The sequence below is a fragment of the Arthrobacter sp. TS-15 genome, assembly GCF_006964045.1.
Taxonomy (GTDB): Bacteria; Actinomycetota; Actinomycetes; order Actinomycetales; family Micrococcaceae; genus Arthrobacter.
In genome coordinates, this window is the sequence record NZ_SDXQ01000022.1 from 72,099 (window position 1) to 88,734 (window position 16,636).

At 64.3% G+C, this 16,636-nt stretch carries 12 protein-coding genes; 8 read left to right on the forward strand and 4 right to left on the reverse strand.

Features of this window, described 5'->3' with window-relative positions; genetic code table 11:
- Window positions 1-89 precede the first annotated feature (89 nt).
- From EU811_RS08620 to EU811_RS08640, 5 genes are read left to right on the forward strand one after another with little or no spacing between them, the layout of a single operon-like run.
- Entirely contained in the window at window positions 90-1,502 is a 1,413-nt protein-coding gene (locus EU811_RS08620; protein ID WP_142938065.1) for a Gfo/Idh/MocA family protein, read from the forward strand.
- A 27-nt stretch (window positions 1,503-1,529) separates the two neighbouring features.
- Complete coding sequence (locus EU811_RS08625; protein ID WP_142938066.1) at window positions 1,530-2,537, forward strand: NAD-dependent epimerase/dehydratase family protein; 1,008 nt, start codon at window positions 1,530-1,532, stop codon at window positions 2,535-2,537.
- Window positions 2,534-3,439: a 5-dehydro-4-deoxyglucarate dehydratase gene (locus EU811_RS08630; protein WP_142938067.1), complete on the forward strand. Its 906-nt coding sequence runs from the start codon at window positions 2,534-2,536 to the stop codon at window positions 3,437-3,439. Before EU811_RS08625 ends, EU811_RS08630 begins: the two co-directional genes overlap by 4 nt.
- A complete protein-coding gene (locus tag EU811_RS08635) occupies window positions 3,439-4,602 on the forward strand; it encodes a mandelate racemase/muconate lactonizing enzyme family protein (protein WP_142938068.1) in 1,164 nt (387 codons plus the stop codon). Before EU811_RS08630 ends, EU811_RS08635 begins: the two co-directional genes overlap by 1 nt.
- Window positions 4,583-6,034 (forward strand): aldehyde dehydrogenase (NADP(+)), encoded by a 1,452-nt coding sequence (locus EU811_RS08640; protein WP_142938069.1) that lies wholly within the window; start codon window positions 4,583-4,585, stop codon window positions 6,032-6,034. The genes EU811_RS08635 and EU811_RS08640 overlap by 20 nt, the downstream gene beginning before the upstream one ends.
- A 66-nt stretch (window positions 6,035-6,100) precedes the next feature.
- Here EU811_RS08640 and EU811_RS08645 read toward each other — a convergent pair whose 3' ends face one another.
- The 3 genes from EU811_RS08645 to EU811_RS08655 are packed head-to-tail and all read right to left on the reverse strand — an operon-like array spanning window position 6,101 to window position 10,532.
- A complete protein-coding gene (locus EU811_RS08645) occupies window positions 6,101-7,246 on the reverse strand; it encodes a M24 family metallopeptidase (protein WP_446698046.1) in 1,146 nt (381 codons plus the stop codon).
- The gene (locus EU811_RS08650) at window positions 7,243-9,288 is read right to left on the reverse strand and encodes a DUF6807 family protein (RefSeq protein WP_142938070.1); all 2,046 of its coding nucleotides are present in this window, start codon (window positions 9,286-9,288) and stop codon (window positions 7,243-7,245) included. The genes EU811_RS08645 and EU811_RS08650 overlap by 4 nt, the downstream gene beginning before the upstream one ends.
- Entirely contained in the window at window positions 9,285-10,532 is a 1,248-nt protein-coding gene (locus tag EU811_RS08655; RefSeq protein ID WP_165450175.1) for an acetylxylan esterase, read from the reverse strand. Before EU811_RS08655 ends, EU811_RS08650 begins: the two co-directional genes overlap by 4 nt.
- Before the next feature lie 370 nt (window positions 10,533-10,902).
- Here EU811_RS08655 and EU811_RS08660 point away from each other — a divergent pair, with 370 nt between their 5' ends.
- The 3 genes from EU811_RS08660 to EU811_RS08670 all read left to right on the forward strand — a co-directional run bounded on the left by EU811_RS08660 (window position 10,903) and on the right by EU811_RS08670 (window position 14,390).
- On the forward strand, window positions 10,903-11,847 hold the full coding sequence (locus tag EU811_RS08660; protein ID WP_142938071.1) for a carbohydrate ABC transporter permease: 945 nt from the start codon (window positions 10,903-10,905) through the stop codon (window positions 11,845-11,847).
- Window positions 11,840-12,778: a carbohydrate ABC transporter permease gene (locus EU811_RS08665; protein WP_142938072.1), complete on the forward strand. Its 939-nt coding sequence runs from the start codon at window positions 11,840-11,842 to the stop codon at window positions 12,776-12,778. The genes EU811_RS08660 and EU811_RS08665 overlap by 8 nt, the downstream gene beginning before the upstream one ends.
- A gap of 235 nt (window positions 12,779-13,013) precedes the next feature.
- Entirely contained in the window at window positions 13,014-14,390 is a 1,377-nt protein-coding gene (locus EU811_RS08670; protein ID WP_142938073.1) for an ABC transporter substrate-binding protein, read from the forward strand.
- A gap of 84 nt (window positions 14,391-14,474) precedes the next feature.
- Here the strand turns inward: EU811_RS08670 and EU811_RS08675 are convergent, their stop codons facing one another.
- A complete protein-coding gene (locus tag EU811_RS08675; RefSeq protein WP_142938074.1) occupies window positions 14,475-16,511 on the reverse strand; it encodes a beta-galactosidase in 2,037 nt (678 codons plus the stop codon).
- Window positions 16,512-16,636 lie beyond the last annotated feature (125 nt).

A 16,636-nucleotide genomic window follows, 5' to 3' on the forward strand; every position in this document is an offset into this window, starting at 1 on the left:
GCTCTGAGAAAACGCTTTCTCATGATTCTTCCCATACGAAGCCGGGCCGTCAAGCGGTTCACTCCTGCCTTTTGAAAGGGGCATTCAATATGGTCAACGTCGACTCAGCCGAGACCCAGACCGCATCTGCCGCACCCGCAGCCCAGACTGAAGGCCCCCACCGAACCCGGATAGCGCTCATTGGGACCGGCGGCCGCTCAGAGATGTACATCCGGGCCATCTACGGACAGCACTCGGACGTCGCTGAACTTATTGCGCTTTCCGACGTCAACCAAGGCCGGGTGGACTTCTACCAGGACCTCATCAAGGAACTGGGCGGAACGGAGCCGGTGGCATCCTTCGAACCTGGCCAACTCACCAGCTTCATCCGGGCAAACGGCATTGAGCGGGTGATCGTCACTACGCCCGACTACACCCACGCGGACTACATCGTGGAGGCACTTGAGGCGGGTGCCGACGTCGTGGTGGAAAAGCCGCTCACCATCGACGTTGAGGGCTGCCGCCGGATCACCGACGCAGTGGCCAAGACGGGCCGCAACGTGGTGGTCACGTTCAACTACCGCTACTCGCCGCGCAACAGTGCGTTGAAGGAAGTTATCCAGAACGGCGTGATCGGTAAGGTTACGTCCGTCGACTTCAGCTGGGTGCTGGATACCGTTCACGGCGCTGACTACTTCCGCCGCTGGCACCGCGAGAAGAAGAACTCCGGCGGCCTGCTCATCCACAAGGCTTCGCACCACTTCGACCTGGTCAACTGGTGGATCAACGATGTTCCGGAGCGCGTCTTTGCCTCCGGTGGCCTGCGCTTCTACGGCGACAAGAATGCAGCCGAACGTGGCCTGGGAGCCCGTCCGGAGCGCGGCACCGTTGATGGCCTTGAGCACGATCCCTTCCGCCTGGACATGCGCGACGACGAGCGCCTGAAGGCCCTGTACTACGACAACGAAAAGTTTGACGGCTACATCCGTGACCAGGACGTCTTCACCGAGGGCATCACCATCGAGGACAACCTCGCCCTGGTGGTTGACTACCAGGGCGGCCCGACGCTGAGCTACTCCCTGAACGCCCACAGCCCGTGGGAAGGTTACCGCGTCACCGTCAACGGCACCGAAGGCCGGGCTGAGCTCGAAGTGGTGGAACGTGCCGCCGTCGAATCCAGCACCGATAAAAAGACCGTCGTGGACCCCAGCGCCACTCCCATCGAGGAAGAGGACGCCGTACGCCGCATCGGTGAACGCCTGGTAGTCCAGCGCCACTGGGAAGCAGCCTACGAAGTCCCCATTATCAACGGCGAAGGTGGCCATGGTGGCGGCGACAACCTGCTGCTCTCGGACCTCTTCAACGGTCCCGGCATTGACCCGCTGGGCCGCCCGTCCGGCTACATCGATGGGCTCCGGTCCGTGTCGGTGGGCATCGCCGGCAACAAGTCCCTGGACACCGACCTTCCCGTCCGCATCAGCGAACTTGGCCTCGGCGCCGACCTCAGCCGCGGCCAGGACTGACCAGCCAACAGAAACCAGGAAACGCACATGAGCAGGATTTTTGTCACCGGCGGTTCCGGCCGGTTGGGCCGCAGCGTGGTGGCCGGACTGGCCCAGGCCGGCCACACCGTGATTTCGGTTGACCGGGATGCCATTCCGGCAGAGCACTTGCCGCCCGGAGCCGAGCAATACACCGCAGATCTGCTGGCGCCGGGGGAGGCGGAGCGGCTCATCCGCGAAACAGCGCCCGACGCCGTCATCCACCTCGCTGCTATTGCGGTACCTTTCAGCGCGCCTGAGGATGTCATTTTCAGCACGAACACCCGGCTCGCCTTTGCGGTTGTCAGTGCGGCCACTGACGCCGGTGTCCCGAAGATCGTGACGGCGTCCAGCCCCACCGCCCTGGGCTACGGTTCACCGGCCGGGTGGCTGCCGCCGTCGTTCCCCTTGGACGAGCAGACGCCGCCCAAGCCGTGGAACGCCTATGCGCTGTCCAAACTGATCGCCGAGCAAACCGTGCAGATGTTCGCGGCCGCGCAGGGCGAGAAGATCCGTTATGCGGCATTCCGCCCGTGCTACGTCATCTCGCCGGAGGAATGGGAAGGTGCGCTGACGCAGCAGGGACACACTGTCCGCGAGCGCCTGGATGATCCTGCGCTGTCCGCTCCGGCCCAGTTCAACTATGTTGACGCCCGGGACGTAGCCGATTTCCTGGATGTGCTCCTGGACAAGATGGACTCGATCCCCAACGGCGAGGTGTTCTTCGTTGGCGCGAAGGATGCCTTGGCCACGGCTCCGCTGGCAGAGCTCTTCCCGCGGTTTTTGCCGGGTAGCGGTCCCATCACCGGGCATCTTTCCGGCACCAGTCCGGCGTTTTCCATTAGTAAGGCCCGGGAATTGCTGGGGTGGGAGCCCAAGCGCTCGTGGCGCAGCGAACTCACGCCTCCCTACCAAGGCGCCGACACCGCGTCTGACCAAGAGAACCAACAAGCAGCACTCAATGACGAGAATCCCGCGCGCCTGGTGGCAGCGGGAGCAACAAAGGAGACCCCATGAACTTCGACGGCGTACTGTTCTTCCCCGTCACCCCCTTCGCCGAGGACGGCAGCGTGGACGTTGCCCTGTTGAAGGAGCACATCACTTCCCGGCTTCCGTTCGGCCCGGGCGGCGTGTTCCCTGCTTGCGGCACCGGTGAATTCCATGCGCTCTCCCTGGATGAGATCCGCACGGTGGTGACCGCCGCCGTCGAGGCCGTTGCGGGAGCGGTGCCGGTGGTTTCCGGTGCGGGTGGTCCGCTGGGTCACGCGATCGCTGCAGCCAAGGTTGCTGAGGAAGCCGGTGCGGACGCCCTTCTGGTGCTCCCGCCGTATCTGGTGACCGGGCCTACCGATGGCGTGGTGGCTTACGTCGAAGCCATCGCGGCCGCGAGTAGCCTGCCGGTGATCGTGTACCACCGTGGGACTGCCAAGTTTACCGCCGAGGCCATCACCCGCCTGACGGCCAACCCCAAGGTTGTTGGATTTAAGGACGGGATCGGCGATGTGGGCCTGGCCCAGGAAATCGTGTCGGCCATCAACGCCAGCGGTCGCACCGACTTCGCACTCTTCAACGGCCTCCTCACGGCGGAACTGACCCAGGGCGCCTACCGCGGCCTCGGCATCCCGCTGTATTCCTCGGCTGCTTTCGCCATGGCCCCCGAAATCGCCAAGGCGTACTACGACGCCTATGTGTCCGGTGACGAGGAGCGCCGCCACGCGCTCCTTGAAGGTTTCTACGCGCCGCTGGTCCGGCTCCGCGACCAGACTCCGGGCTTCGGCGTCTCATTGATCAAGGCTGGCTTGCGCCTCGCCGGGCTTCCTGTTGGTTCGGTCCGCCCGCCGCTGGTGGATCCCAACGAGGAACAGCTCTTGGAGCTCAAGTCCATCCTGGCCAAGGGCCACGAGTTGGCCGGCCGCTGATGCCCGCCCGCATCACGGGCCTCTCCACCCGGCTGATCACGGTCCCGCTGCTGCGCAGCTGGGGCGTGGAGGCGCCGGAGAACCATGTGATTGTCACCGAGCTGACCACGGACGACGGCGGCGCGGGCCGCGGCTTCTCGTGGACACCCACCATTGGTCCCCATGCGGTGAAGGCCCTGCTGGATCACGACATCGCCCCGTTCATCCTGGGGTTGGAAGCGAATCCGGAGATCGTGTGGGACCAGCTCTGGAAGAGGCTTCACGAGGCTGGCGGGGGAGGACTGACCACCATCGCGATGGCCGGCGTGGACCTGGCGCTGTGGGACCTGAAGGCGCGGCAGGCCGGGACATCCGTCACGGGGCTTTTGGGCCAGCGCCAGGAATCCGTGGAGGTGTACGGCTCCGGAGTGAACCTGCATTACACCTTGGAGCAGCTGGTGGAGCAGGCGCAGCGCTGGGTTGCTGCGGGACACAACGCGGTGAAGATCAAAGTGGGCAAGCCCGAGCTTCGGGAAGACGCCGAGCGCGTTGCTGCCGTCCGCCAGGTGATCGGCCCGGACCGGCTGCTCATGATCGACGCCAACCAGCGCTGGGACCTGGCCCACACGTTCCGTGCATTGGATATCTTGGGGGAGTACGGACTGGAGTGGTTGGAGGAGCCGATCCGTGCCGATGACCTGTGGGCCTACCGCCGCCTGCGCAAGCACTCCCCGGTGCCCATTGCCCTGGGCGAGAACGTCCACACCATCTACCGCTTCCGCGACTTCATCGAGGCCGAAGCGGTGGACATCATCCAGCCCAACATCGTCCGGGTGGGTGGTATTACTCCCTTCCGGAGAATTGTTGAACTGGCACGGGCCAACAGCATCCGGGTTGCTCCGCACCTTCTTCCGGAACTCTCCGGACAGTTGGCCCTCACCCTGGCTGAGGCCGTGAGCGTTGAAGACGTGGAGGATGCCTCGTTCCAGCAGCTGGGCATCCTGGCAGGACCTTCTCCGATCCGGATCCACAACAGCCGGCTCACCTCGTCCGGCCTTCGCGGGCTTGGCTTCGACTTCAGCTCTACGCCGCACACAGCAGGGCCGCACGCACCTGAGGCGGCAGCCCCAGAGCATTCCGCCCCTGAGAGTAAAGGAAACCGCATTGAGTACAGCAACTCTTGACCTGACCGCCGTTACAGCGGCAGCTACCGAGGCGGCAAAGGTGACCGCAGCGGCCTCCGACGCCGAGCGCGCCGCTTGGCTGACCGCCGTCGCCGACGCTTTGGACGCCAACGTCACCGAACTGGTGGCCATTGCCGATTCCGAGACGAGCCTTGGCACAGTCCGGCTCACAGGTGAGGTGGCGAGGACCAGCGGGCAGCTGCGGTTGTTCGCCAACGTGATCACTGAGGGCTCGTACCTCGAAGCCGTCATCGATCACGCCGACCCGACGGCAACTCCGCCCAAGCCCGACCTTCGCCGCATCCTGCGTCCGATTGGCCCGGTGGCCGTGTTCTCGGCGTCGAACTTCCCGTTTGCGTTTTCCGTGGCCGGCGGCGACACCGCGTCCGCGTTGGCCGTTGGCTGCCCGGTGATCGTCAAGGCACACTCGGGTCACCTCCGCCTGTCCCAGCGGACCGCCGAGATCGTCACCGAAGCGCTGGCAAAGGCCGGAGCCCCGGACGGAATCTTTGCCCTGGTCAGTGGCCGGGAGGCCGGCACGGCACTGGTCCAGGATCCTGCCATCAAGGCCGTCGGCTTCACCGGCTCCATCCCGGGCGGGCGCGCGTTGTTCGATCTCGCGTCCTCCCGGCCGGAGCCCATTCCTTTCTACGGCGAGCTGGGCAGCCTCAACCCCGTAGTCATCACTGCGGACGCCCTCGCGGAACGAGGACAGCAACTCGCCGCCGGTCTGGCTGGGTCCTTCACCCAGGGCGCCGGCCAGTTCTGCACCAAGCCCGGGCTGGTCTTCATCCCCGAAGGCACGGACTTTGCTTCACACCTGGCCGAGGCCAGCAAGGACAAGCCCACCGCTGCCATGTTGACCGAGCGGATCGCAGAGGCCTACCCGGACGGGCTCCGTAACGTCGCAGACCAGCCGGGTGTCGCCGTCGTCAGTGGCACCGTCCAGCAGGACAGCCTGGCCGACGGCGCCGCGCCCGTAGTGTTCTCCACCAGCGCCGCCAACGTCCTGGAGCGCCCCGAGGAGCTGCTGGAGGAGTGCTTTGGCCCCACCACGCTGCTCATTGAGTACGCCAACCAGGAAGAACTCTCCGCGGCCCTCGCCAAGGTTCCAGGCAGCCTCACCGGAACGGTGCACGCACAGCCCGGCGAGGACGTTGCAGCACTGGTGGAGCAGCTCAGCGGTTTGGCTGGCAGGGTTCTGTTTGATGGCTGGCCCACCGGCGTGGCCGTGAACTGGGCCCAGCAGCACGGCGGCCCGTACCCGGCTACGACGTCCCTGTTCACCTCGGTGGGCGCTACTGCTGTGCGCCGCTTCCAGCGTCCGGTGGCTTACCAGGACGCCCCGGAAAGCGTGCTGCACCCTGCCTTGCATGACGCCAACCCGCTGGGCATCCCGCGGCGCGTGGACGGCGTACTGACGCTGGGCTAGCGCACCCGTAGGGCACACGAAAGGGGCGGGGTCACCAACACGGTGACCCCGCCCCTTTCGGGTTGCTTACGGGCGAAGCGTCAGCGGACGACGGCGGCCGTCAACTGGGGTGGTCGGCCACCGTTCGTCGACGGTCAGGACGCGCACGCCGGATTCAGTGAGCAGCACCGTGTCCTCGATCTTCACACCGGGGCCGGACGGGTTCCACGTGAAAGGCTGGTTGAGCACCACGGTATCTGTAACGTCTGCGGTGACCCGGGGATCGCGCCCCGCATAGCCGGCCGGGCCGCCCTGGTGGTGAAGCGTCCACTGGTCTTCGCCAAAGCCGTGCCGGAGGTATGCCAGTTTGATCTCGGCGAAGATCTCATTGAGGCGGGCGCCGGGAACCGTCGCCCGGAGAATGTCCGCCTCAACTGCGGCGATGCGGGCCTCGGCATCGAGCTCCTGGGGAGTGCCGGCGTCGAATGCTACCCAACGGGTGACGTTGGCAACCAGTCCGTTCCGACGGGCGCAGACCACAGCCATGGCGCGGCGTCCGATGGGGGAGTGCGTGGCCAAGGGGTGGCGGAAGTCGCTGCGGGACGCTCCGTTGCAAAGGAGGACCAGCGGCTCGGCTCCCACCGAAACAATCCGCGCGGCCAGCTCCGAGACGAGCTGGAATTCCGTGGTTTCCGGCGTCGCAGCAGCAAGGACATCGGTCATGGCGGCGGCTGCGTCGGCGGAAAGTTCGGCGTAGCGGGCCGTCTCGCCGGGAAGCAGTTGCTGCCGGGCCGCACGCAGTTCAGCGGTCACAGCCGCTTCCAGCAACGGGTCGCCGTCAAGGGCCAGCCCGGCCGCGAAGGCCTGCAACTGGCCATGCCAGGGAACCGTGTCAAGGCTGACGTCCTCGGGCAATTCTTCAGCTGCGATCCGGCCGGCCTCATTGTTGAACGTGACCAGGTGATCACCGGTGCGGTCCACCAAGAGGGCGGCAATGGGGTCGCCGGCCAGGCTGATGTGCACGCGACTGCCGTCCAGGTACCACGTAAGGGCTGTGTTGGATGTCAGCAGCAGCGAGTCGCGACCCGCTGCGTCCATGATGTCCAACACCCGCCGGCGCTTCACTGCACGGTCGGCGACGTTGCCGGGCGCAGTCAGAGGGCCGGGTGCAGTGGGCTGGCTTCGCGCAGAGACTGCCGTCAGAGCTGGCGTGAATTGAGTAGGCGTGGTCATGCCGGTTCCCCCAAAGTTGTGATGAGTTGTTCAATGTCTTGTGTGGCCAGGAAGCCGTCCGTGATGAGGACGGTGACGGTTCTGTGGACAGGTTTTCCCGGTTCGGCGGTCACCGGGGTGTCCCAGGCCAAGGACAGCCCAACCCCGGGGTACCCCGAGTGCCGCACGAACCACGGATCCGGTGCCTGCGGTGAGGCAAGGAACACGAGGGTTGCCGGGCGTCCCAGCCCGGGGACGCCGGTGACGGGCGTAGCGGTGGCTGTGCCGGCGTCGAACGTTCCGGACCAAGCCAGCCATGGCGCCACGGTGCCATGTACGGCGTCCTCGCCCCGCGCGTCCGGTGTCCAAATAGTCGCGTCGCCAACCTTGGGGAGCCGCCAGAAGAAGCCGCCGTAACCACCTTGCGGCCGCCCGTTGGAGCCCGGGCTGCCCAGCAGCACCGGACGTCCTGTGGCTGAGTCCAGTGTGAAGTCCAGCGTCAGTTTCCACGTTGAATGTCCGACGGCGGACCAGCGCCACTCGCGCTGTTCGCGGAGTACGGGTGTGCCGTCCGGGCCGATCCAGCTCAGCTGTTCGCGCCTGTGTCCTTCACTGTGCTCCGCGGACTCTGTGACGATCCTGCCGTGATCCTTACGCCAAACGTACGCTCCGGCGTCGCGGGTGTAGGTCCGGCCGCCCCAGAAGTTGATGCCGTCCACGTCCTGGAGGGCCACTCCCGCCCCGAGGTGCCACACATGGTCCTCTGGCACGTGGTCCGTGACCACGGTTCCCGCCAGCGTCCGCACCGGGTGGAGGTAGGGGCGGGGGGAGGACGTGGGACGGACCGCTGAACCGTCCTGGACTGTTGCCACCGGCACGCCGTCCACCGTGAAAGCGGGCTTGGGGGAAGCGGCCCACGGCGTTTCCAACTCCGCGAACGTGGCCTGCCCCAGGGCTGCCCGGCGGATCAGCGATTCGATGCCATGGACCACGGGGTGGGCGGCGTCGCCCTCACCTTCCCAGGTGATGAATTCCGGGTGGATCAGCCGGGGAGCATCTGCTGTGCGGATGGCCTCCAAGACAGAAACGTAGGCACCCGATCCGGACAGCGGGCTGAGCAGATCCTGTTCCGTGCGGGCGGCCAGCAGGTTTTCCAGCAGGTCGGTCCGCCCAAAGGTCTCCGTCCGGGTGCCTTGGGGGGTGGTAACCTCCACGCGGTCCTCCGTGTAGAAGAGGGTGAGCTGACCGAGAGTCCCGTCAATGGTGACCGACGGCGCGGACTGCACGGGCGCGCACAGGGTCAGGGCGCACGTCAGCACAGTACTTCCCGTAATCCGGACCCGCACCACGGACGTGTCGTCGCTTTCGGTGTGGTTGGCGCGGTACAAGTCCGTCTCCACGGAATCAACGTCCGCCACAGTCCGCGCACCAGCTAGCCGGAGACCGGTAGCCACAGCATGTGCCAAGGCATTGGTGGCCACTCCGTCCACCACGTCGGTCCCGTTGAGGCCCCGCTTGCCGGCCCATCGTGACCGCTTGAAGTACGCCTTGTTCCGCAGCCACAGTCCGGTAGCGCTGATGCCTCGGACATCGCCGATCTCGCCGGATGCCACCACGGCCTCGATTTCGGGCAAAGCCTCCGAGCCCAGGCTCTGAAAACCCACCTGCACCAGACGGCCGGCGCTCGCAGCCGCCTCCATGAGCTCCTCGAATTGGGCCATGGAAGCCACCGGCGGTTTTTCCAAGTACACGTTGGCACCTGCGTTGAGGGCGGCGAGGGCAAGAGGTGCGTGGGTTTGGATGGGGGTAGAGACGATGACCACGTCCGCTTTGGTACCTGCAGCCAGGAGCTCGTCAAGGGAAGCGAAGACCTTCACCTCCGGGCCCAGCGTTCCGTCCGCCGGGGGCAGGGGATCGGCGACGGCCACCAACTCCAAGACGCCGTTGGCACTCAGCCTGCCGAGGTTGTCCAAGTGCCGTTCGCCGAAACCGTGCACGCCCACCAGCGCGATGCGCGGGAGCCGGGCAATGCGCTCGGTGGTGGCGGTCAGGGGTTGTGTCATGAGGCTGTCCTAGCGGGGTCAGGTGCGTGGGTAGCGGTGGTGGGGCGGGGCTGCAATGCGGAGGTGAGGAACGCGGCGGCCTCGTCCTGCATGGCCCGGGTGAAGACGTGTGGTTCCTGCCAGAAACTTCCGGTGTAGCGGGCGGGCATGCCCTCCACTAGATGCTGGTGCGCGTCGCGCATACCCCGTTCCGGGAACAGGGGGTCATCCAGGGCGTATTGGACCAGCACTTTTTCGGCAGTGGAACGGATGGCCAGGTCCGGCCAGTCACCCAGCCCGGCCAGGCCCGGAGAGTGCAGTAACCAGGAATGCGCGTCCAAGTATGAGGGCAGGAGTGACTCGAAGGTGGTCATCATGCACGTGACCACGTAGCTGCGGATCAGCGGGCTCAGGGCACCGAGTACCATCGCCCGTCCGCCGCCGCCGGAGAATCCCAGGCAACCGAGCCGATCCCTATCCACGCCCGGCAGGGACGCGAGGACACCCAGGGCCGCGAGGTCGTCATGCGCAACGGTCCCGGCCACGGTGGTCCCGATCAGCGTTGCGGCTTTCGCCACGGTTTCCTCGTGGGAAGCCGCCGCGGCGTCGTAATGTTCCGCTACGGAAAGTTCGACGCCGGCCTCCCGCCATAGTGCCTTCCGGCCGTTGACGGCGTTGGCAGTCCGCCACGGAAGGGGATCGAGTTCGAAGCGTCGGCTGCCCCACATGAAGGCATCGTGCGCAAGGACGGCAAAGCCCTGCCGGGCCAACCACGTGGCGAGTGCCCGGCCGCCGTAGAGCTTTGCCCTGACGTCCAGGGGCGGCAACGCAAGCGACGAAAAACCGGAGCCGACCGCCGCGGAGGTGCCGCCGTCGTTGCCTTCCGGGTTGTGTTCGAACCGCACCAGCCGCTCAGCGCCGTATGCCTTGATTCCGGCGTGGCAGTGAAGGGCGAGCAGTCCGGGCAGCGGACCGGTTGCCCCGGCGGGTCGGACGAACCAGGCGGATGTGGCAGGGCCGAAACCCAACTGCCACTGCAGATGCGAGGTGATGACGCCGTCGTGCTCCGATTCGGCAAGCACTGTGTACTCAATGTCTGGTATTACGGCGGGCACGCCAAGGGTGTCGGCAAGTTGTCTGGCTTCTGGTGGGCCGGCGGTGAGCTCGGCAGCGAATCGGTGCTTGGCTGCATAGGCCGGCCAATCCTCGTAACCAGCAAGTGCACTGGGTCGGGTGGGGGATGCTGCCATGTCAACGGTGGTCATGGCAGGCGGAGTCGGTGGGGAACAATAGTGTCCTGCCTTATCGATGCGGAAGGTGTGCTCCAGCGCACGCCGGGCTTCGTCAGCGTGGAAAAACAAGTTTTGGCGGCTTCGCAAGAAAACGCTTTCTCAAAAATTAGCAAAAGGCTGTACAAGGGTCAAGAAAACGTTTACTTTGATACGGAGCCGCTGAAACCCGGGACCTCGATCCTGGCACCTCAGGAGGGAACGCCGGAAGGTCGGCGTCCCGGAAGGCAAGTACCAACCAGACTCGATGTCCGTGGATGGCCACGATGACCAAAGGAGACCACATGGCCGCTGTACTACGCATGGGGACGCCGCGAAGCGTCCGCGGGCCTGTGAGGGGGAAGCGATGAGCGCTATTGGCGAACTCTCCACGATGACCCGCCGTAAGGGCCCTGCTACCAAGGAAGAGAAGAAGGCGAACGGCCGGGATAACAAGGCTGCGTATATCTTCCTCTTGCCGTGGTTGGTGGGGTTGGTGGCTATTACCATCGGTCCGATGCTGATGTCGTTGTATCTGTCGTTCACGGATTACAACCTGTTGCAGCCCCCGGAATGGGTGGGCCTGGATAACTTCGTCCGGATGTTCGGTGATGCGCGCCTGCATAACTCGCTCGGCGTGACGTTCACGTATGTGCTGGTGGGTGTGCCGTTGCAGTTGGCGGTGGCGTTGTTGATCGCATTGGTCCTGGACAAGGGGCTGCGTGGCCTTCCGTTCTACCGTTCAGTGTTCTACTTGCCCTCACTGTTGGGCGGTTCAGTAGCGATCGCTATCTTGTGGAAGCAGATCTTCGGCACCACGGGCTTGGTGAACCAGGTCCTGGCGATGGTGGGCATCCAGGGGCCCGGCTGGATCTCCGATCCCGGGACCGCGCTGGGTTCGATCATCCTGCTGCACGTGTGGACGTTCGGTGCCCCGATGATCATCTTCCTTGCCGGTCTTCGGCAGATCCCGGTGATGTACTACGAGGCCGCCAAGGTGGATGGTGCCACCACGTTGCAGCAGTTCTGGCGGATCACGCTTCCGATGCTGAGCCCCATCATTTTCTTCAACCTGGTGTTGCAGATCATCGGTTCGTTCCAGTCGTTCACCCAGGCGTTCATCGTCTCCGGCGGTAACGGCGGCCCGTCCGACTCCACCATGTTCTTCACCCTGTACCTGTACCAAAAGGGCTTCGGCCAGTTCGATATGGGTTACGCCTCAGCGATGGCCTGGTTCCTGCTGGTCATCATCGGTGTCTTCACTGCCATCAACTTCATCGCTTCAAAGTATTGGGTGTTCTACGATGACTAAACTCCAGACCCTCCCCGCAGCTTCTTCCTCCGACGCCAAAGCCGGCAAGGCAGGCAAGAGCCCGCGCCGCCGCGAATCCCGGGGGAACCTGGCCTTCAGCCGCTCCGCCCGCACCAAGGGCCTCATCAAACACGCCATCCTGATCCTTGTAGGCGGCGTGATGATCTACCCGCTGCTGTGGATGGTGGTCTCCTCGCTGCGGCCCAACGACCTCATCTTCCGCGAACCCGGCCTGTGGCTGGAAAACCTGGAGATGAGTAACTACACCGATGGCTGGTCCGCGCTGACCCACCCGTTCGGGCACTATATGATTAACTCCGCGATCGTGGTCCTGGGCTCGATTGTTGGCAACCTGGTTTCCTGCTCCATGGCCGCCTACGCCTTCGCCCGCCTGCAGTTCAGCGGTAAGAAACTCTTCTTCGGCATCATGCTCCTGACCATCATGCTGCCCTTCCATGTAGTGATCGTGCCGCAGTACATCCTGTTCTCCCAGATCGGCTGGGTGAACACCTTCTGGCCGCTGATCGTGCCCAAGCTCCTGGCCACGGACGCGTTCTTCGTCTTCCTCATGGTCCAGTTCATCCGCGGCATCCCCAAGGACCTCGACGAAGCCGCCCGCATCGACGGCGCCGGCCACCCCAGGATCTTCCTGCGCGTGATTCTGCCTCTGATGGTCCCGGCCCTGGCTACCACCACCATCTTCACGTTCATCTGGACCTGGAATGACTTCTTCGGCGCGCTGATTTACCTCACGGACCCGGACATGTTCACTGTTCCCGTGGCCCTGCGCGCCTTCGTTGACTCGCAGTCGGCAACCAGCTGGGGCTCGCTCTTCGCAATGTCCATCGTGTCCCTGCTCCCCGTGTTCCTGGTGTTCCTCTTCGGCCAGCGGTTCCTCATCAAGGGCATCGCCACCACCGGCATCAAATAAGCCGCCGGCTTATCGGAAGGGGGCGGCGGGTGCCGCTCCCTTCTGCTGGGTACCGCTGTAGGGCGTGCCCGTCGACGCCGGTGCGTGCCGCCTGCATGGCTGCGTGCCGCCGTCGACAATCCAACAACTAAGACAAGTTGATAGCTTGTAATACAAGACTGTGACTTGTATCATAATATTCAGTAAGAAAACGCTTTCCCAATCGCATCAGGATCAATGAAGATCGGAGACAACAGTGCCGGTACATCCCAAGGGTGAAGCAGTCGCCCCCGCAGAAGAGTCGGGAACCGCAGCCCTCAAGGCCCGGGCCCCCAAAGCACGGCGTAGAGTTCGTGCCTCAGCCCTGGTGGCAGCAACAGCTGCTGCAGTTCTTGCCCTCACCGCTTGCGGCGGTGGGGGTTCCGAGGCCAAGAGTGCTGACGGCAAGGTGGAGTTGCGCTTCTCCTGGTGGGGCAGCGACAAGCGCGCCCAGGTGACCCAGGCTGCCATCGCCGCCTTCGAGGCCGAGAATCCAAACATCAAGATCAAGCCGGAGTATGGCGACTGGAGTGGCTACTGGGACAAACTGGCTACGCAGGTGGCAGCCAATGACGCTCCGGACATCATACAGATGGACGAGAAGTACATCACCGAATACTCCACCCGCGGTGCCTTGCTGGACCTCTCCAAATACCAGATCGATACCTCGAAGCTCGACAAGGCCGCGCTGGAAGCCGGACAGGGCGAGGACGGCCTGACCGGTATCGCTGCCGGCATCAACGCCGCCACCATCCTGGCCAACCCGGCAGTGTTCGAGGCTGCCGGAGTCGCTATCCCCGATGACAAGACCTGGACGTGGGAAGACTTCGAGCGCGTCGCCGCCGAGATCACGGCCAAGTCGCCCAAGGGCACCTACGGCGCAGCCGCTTATGGTACGGATGAAGCTTCCCTCGGGGTGTGGCTCCGCCAGAACGGCAAGTCCCTCTACACCGAGGACGGCAAGCTTGGCTTCGAGCCCTCGGACATCGCCCAGTGGTGGGGTTTCCTGAAGGAACTCAGCGAGAAGAAGGCTGTTCCCTCAGCGTCCGAGGTTGTTGAAGCCGAGGCAGCCCCGCTGGACCAGAGTGGCCTGGCTACGGGTAAGAACGGACTGGCCTTCTGGTGGTCCAACCAGCTTCCGGCCTTGGAGAAGGCGGCAGGCGGAGAACTGCAGATCATGCGCTTCCCGTCCAAGACGGGCAAGGCTGAGGACTCCAAGCTCTGGTACAAGGCTTCGCAGTTCTGGTCCGCATCATCACGCACCAAGCACCCTGAAGAGACGGCCAAGTTCATCAACTTCCTGGCCAACGACGTCAAGGCTGGCGAGGCACTTCTGGCCGACCGCGGCGTGTACCCCAACTCGGAGGTCCGCGAGGCCATCGCTCCCAAGCTGGCCAAAGCCGACGTCAAGGTTGTCAGCTTCATTGACGCGATCAAGGACGAACTTGGAGAGGCTCCGGCAGCACCGCCGAAGGGCGCAGGGGCCATCCAGGAAATCATCAAGCGCTACACCTCGGAGGTCCTGTTCAACAGGCTTTCCACCGAAGAAGCCGGCAAGAAGGCAGTGGATGAAATGAAGTCCGCCATCAGCTAGCTTTCGCGCCGTAAACCGCGCCCCGGGCGAATCATTCGTGATCCGTCCGGGGCGCGGTTTTTGCGTGTGCTGTCCCTTCTTGGGTCAGTCTTCCGCGATGACGGCCACGGCTCCGGCGGGTACCACCCCAGTGAAGCGTTCGCCGCTGAGCAGTTCGCCGCCGTCGGCCTTCACTGTGACGTCTTCCCGGCTGTGGTTGATGGCAAACAGGAAGGTGCGGCCGTTCGCGGCGCGCCGTCGGACAAGTTCGACGCCGGAAGAAACCTCAGCAACGGGTGTCACCCCTGCTTCGTCCATCAACCGGGCGGTAAGGGCGTCGATGCCTTCGGGGTCGGGGAGGGTTGCGAGGTACCAGGCTGAACCGGTGCCCACACTTCGCCGTGTCAGGGCCGGGACATCGGTGAGCGGGTAGTCGGCGAAGGCTGCCAGAACTTCCGTATCCCCGGCGGCACGCACGTTCTCGCTCCACACGGATCCCACTGTTCCGGAGGCAAATACCGTGCCGTCGCTCAACGTGACCGAGGTACCGGGGAAGAGCGGGTGGAATTCTTCACCCCGAACGCCCAAAAGTTCACGGAAAGCGCCCGGGTAGCCGCCCAATCGAACGTGGTCCCGTTCATCAACAATGCCGCTGAAGTAGCTGATCAGCACGGTGGCGCCACCCTCCGCGGCTGCCGCGATGGAGGCGGCCGCTGAATCCGTGACGGCGTACAACGTGCACACCAGGATGAGGTCATATCCGGAGATGTCCGATGACGGGTGCACGAAGTCCGCGGTGATCCCGCGCTTATAGAGGGAACGGTGGAACGCCCGCATGGTGTCCAAATACTTCAGTGAATTGCTCGGGTGTGAGTCCAGCTCGGAGGCCCACCAGGCTTCGTAGTCGAACACGATCGCGACCCGCGAGTCCACGCGGGAGCCTTTGACAGGTTCCAGCCTGGACAGCGCCTCGCCGAGGTCCACCACGTTACGCCACACCTGCGTGTCGCGGCCGCCGTGGGGGACCATGGCGGAGTGGAACTTCTCCGAGCCGGCCTTGCTTTGGCGCCACTGGAAGAACATGACGGCATCGGCGCCGCGGGCCACATGCGTCAGGGAATTCCGGAGCATTTCGCCGGGCATCTTGGGCTGGTTGTGCGGCTGCCAGTTAACCGCCGACGTCGAGTGTTCCATGAGGATCCACGGCTCACCGCCGGCTACACCGCGGGTCAGGTCCGCGCTGAACGCGAGTTCGATTTCCCGCTCCGGGTCAGCGGCCACGAGGTAGTGATCGTTGGCGATCACGTCCATGTCTTTGGACCAATCGAAGTAGTCCAGGGCCTTGGTGGCGCTGGAGACCATGAAGTTGGTGGTCGCCGGAACGTTGGGGGTGACGTCACGGATCACGGCCAGCAGCTCGCGGTAGTAGTCGATGAAGGCCCAGGAGTTGAAGCGCGCGAAGTCCAGCTGTTGCCCAGGGTTCAATGTAGTGGGAGCTGCGCCCGGCGGGATGATCTCGTCAAACGATGCGTAATGCTGGGACCAGAACGCCGTACCCCAGGCATCGTTGAGGGCCTCGATGGAACCGTAGCGCCGTTCCAGCCAAGCGCGGAAAGCGGTTGCGTCTTCCTCGCCATGGAACTCGCCAACGTGGCAGCCAAGCTCGTTGTCCACGTGCCAGAGTGCCAGGGCCGGGTGGTTTTTGTAGCGTTCGGCGATGACCCGCGTCATGGCGGTGGCGTACCTGCGGTACACGGATGACGACGGCGTGTAGTGGCGTCGCGAGCCCCGTTCCAGCCTGACTCCTTCCGCAGTGACGGGCAGGATCTCGGGATATTTGCGGGCCAGCCAGGCAGGGGGAGAGGCTGTGGCGGTTGCCAGGGCCACCTTAATTCCGGCTCCGTGGAGGTTGTCCATGACATCGTCCAACCAGCCGAAGTCGTAGTTCCCTTCAGTGGGCTCCAGGAGCCCCCAGGAGAAGATGCCGACGCTGAGGAAGTTGACCCCGGCTTCCTTCATGAGCTCAATGTCCTCAAGCCGGATGTCCTCCGGCCACTGCTCGGGGTTGTAGTCGCCGCCGTAAGCGAGTCCGTCGATGCTGTTCCAGACGGATGGACTGCGTGGGATTTCGGGGGAAGTCAAGGGGACTCCTTCGTCAGGTGGGCCGTGCTGGTACTGGAGGTACTGAAGGTATGAATGCAGCGTACCGGTCAAATTGCGATCTTTGGAAAACGCTTGCCCAGATCCGCCATTAGGGATATTGTATC

Coding starts and splice junctions, on each gene's coding strand:
- EU811_RS08635 (WP_142938068.1), top strand. CDS start 3,439: ATGCCCGCCCGCATCACGGGCCTCTCCACCCGGCTGATCACGGTCCCG.
- EU811_RS08660 (WP_142938071.1), top strand. CDS start 10,903: ATGAGCGCTATTGGCGAACTCTCCACGATGACCCGCCGTAAGGGCCCT.
- EU811_RS08625 (WP_142938066.1), top strand. CDS start 1,530: ATGAGCAGGATTTTTGTCACCGGCGGTTCCGGCCGGTTGGGCCGCAGC.
- EU811_RS08620 (WP_142938065.1), top strand. CDS start 90: ATGGTCAACGTCGACTCAGCCGAGACCCAGACCGCATCTGCCGCACCC.
- EU811_RS08650 (WP_142938070.1), bottom strand. CDS start 9,288: ATGACACAACCCCTGACCGCCACCACCGAGCGCATTGCCCGGCTCCCG.
- EU811_RS08655 (WP_165450175.1), bottom strand. CDS start 10,532: ATGACCACCGTTGACATGGCAGCATCCCCCACCCGACCCAGTGCACTT.
- EU811_RS08645 (WP_446698046.1), bottom strand. CDS start 7,246: ATGACCACGCCTACTCAATTCACGCCAGCTCTGACGGCAGTCTCTGCG.
- EU811_RS08630 (WP_142938067.1), top strand. CDS start 2,534: ATGAACTTCGACGGCGTACTGTTCTTCCCCGTCACCCCCTTCGCCGAG.
- EU811_RS08665 (WP_142938072.1), top strand. CDS start 11,840: ATGACTAAACTCCAGACCCTCCCCGCAGCTTCTTCCTCCGACGCCAAA.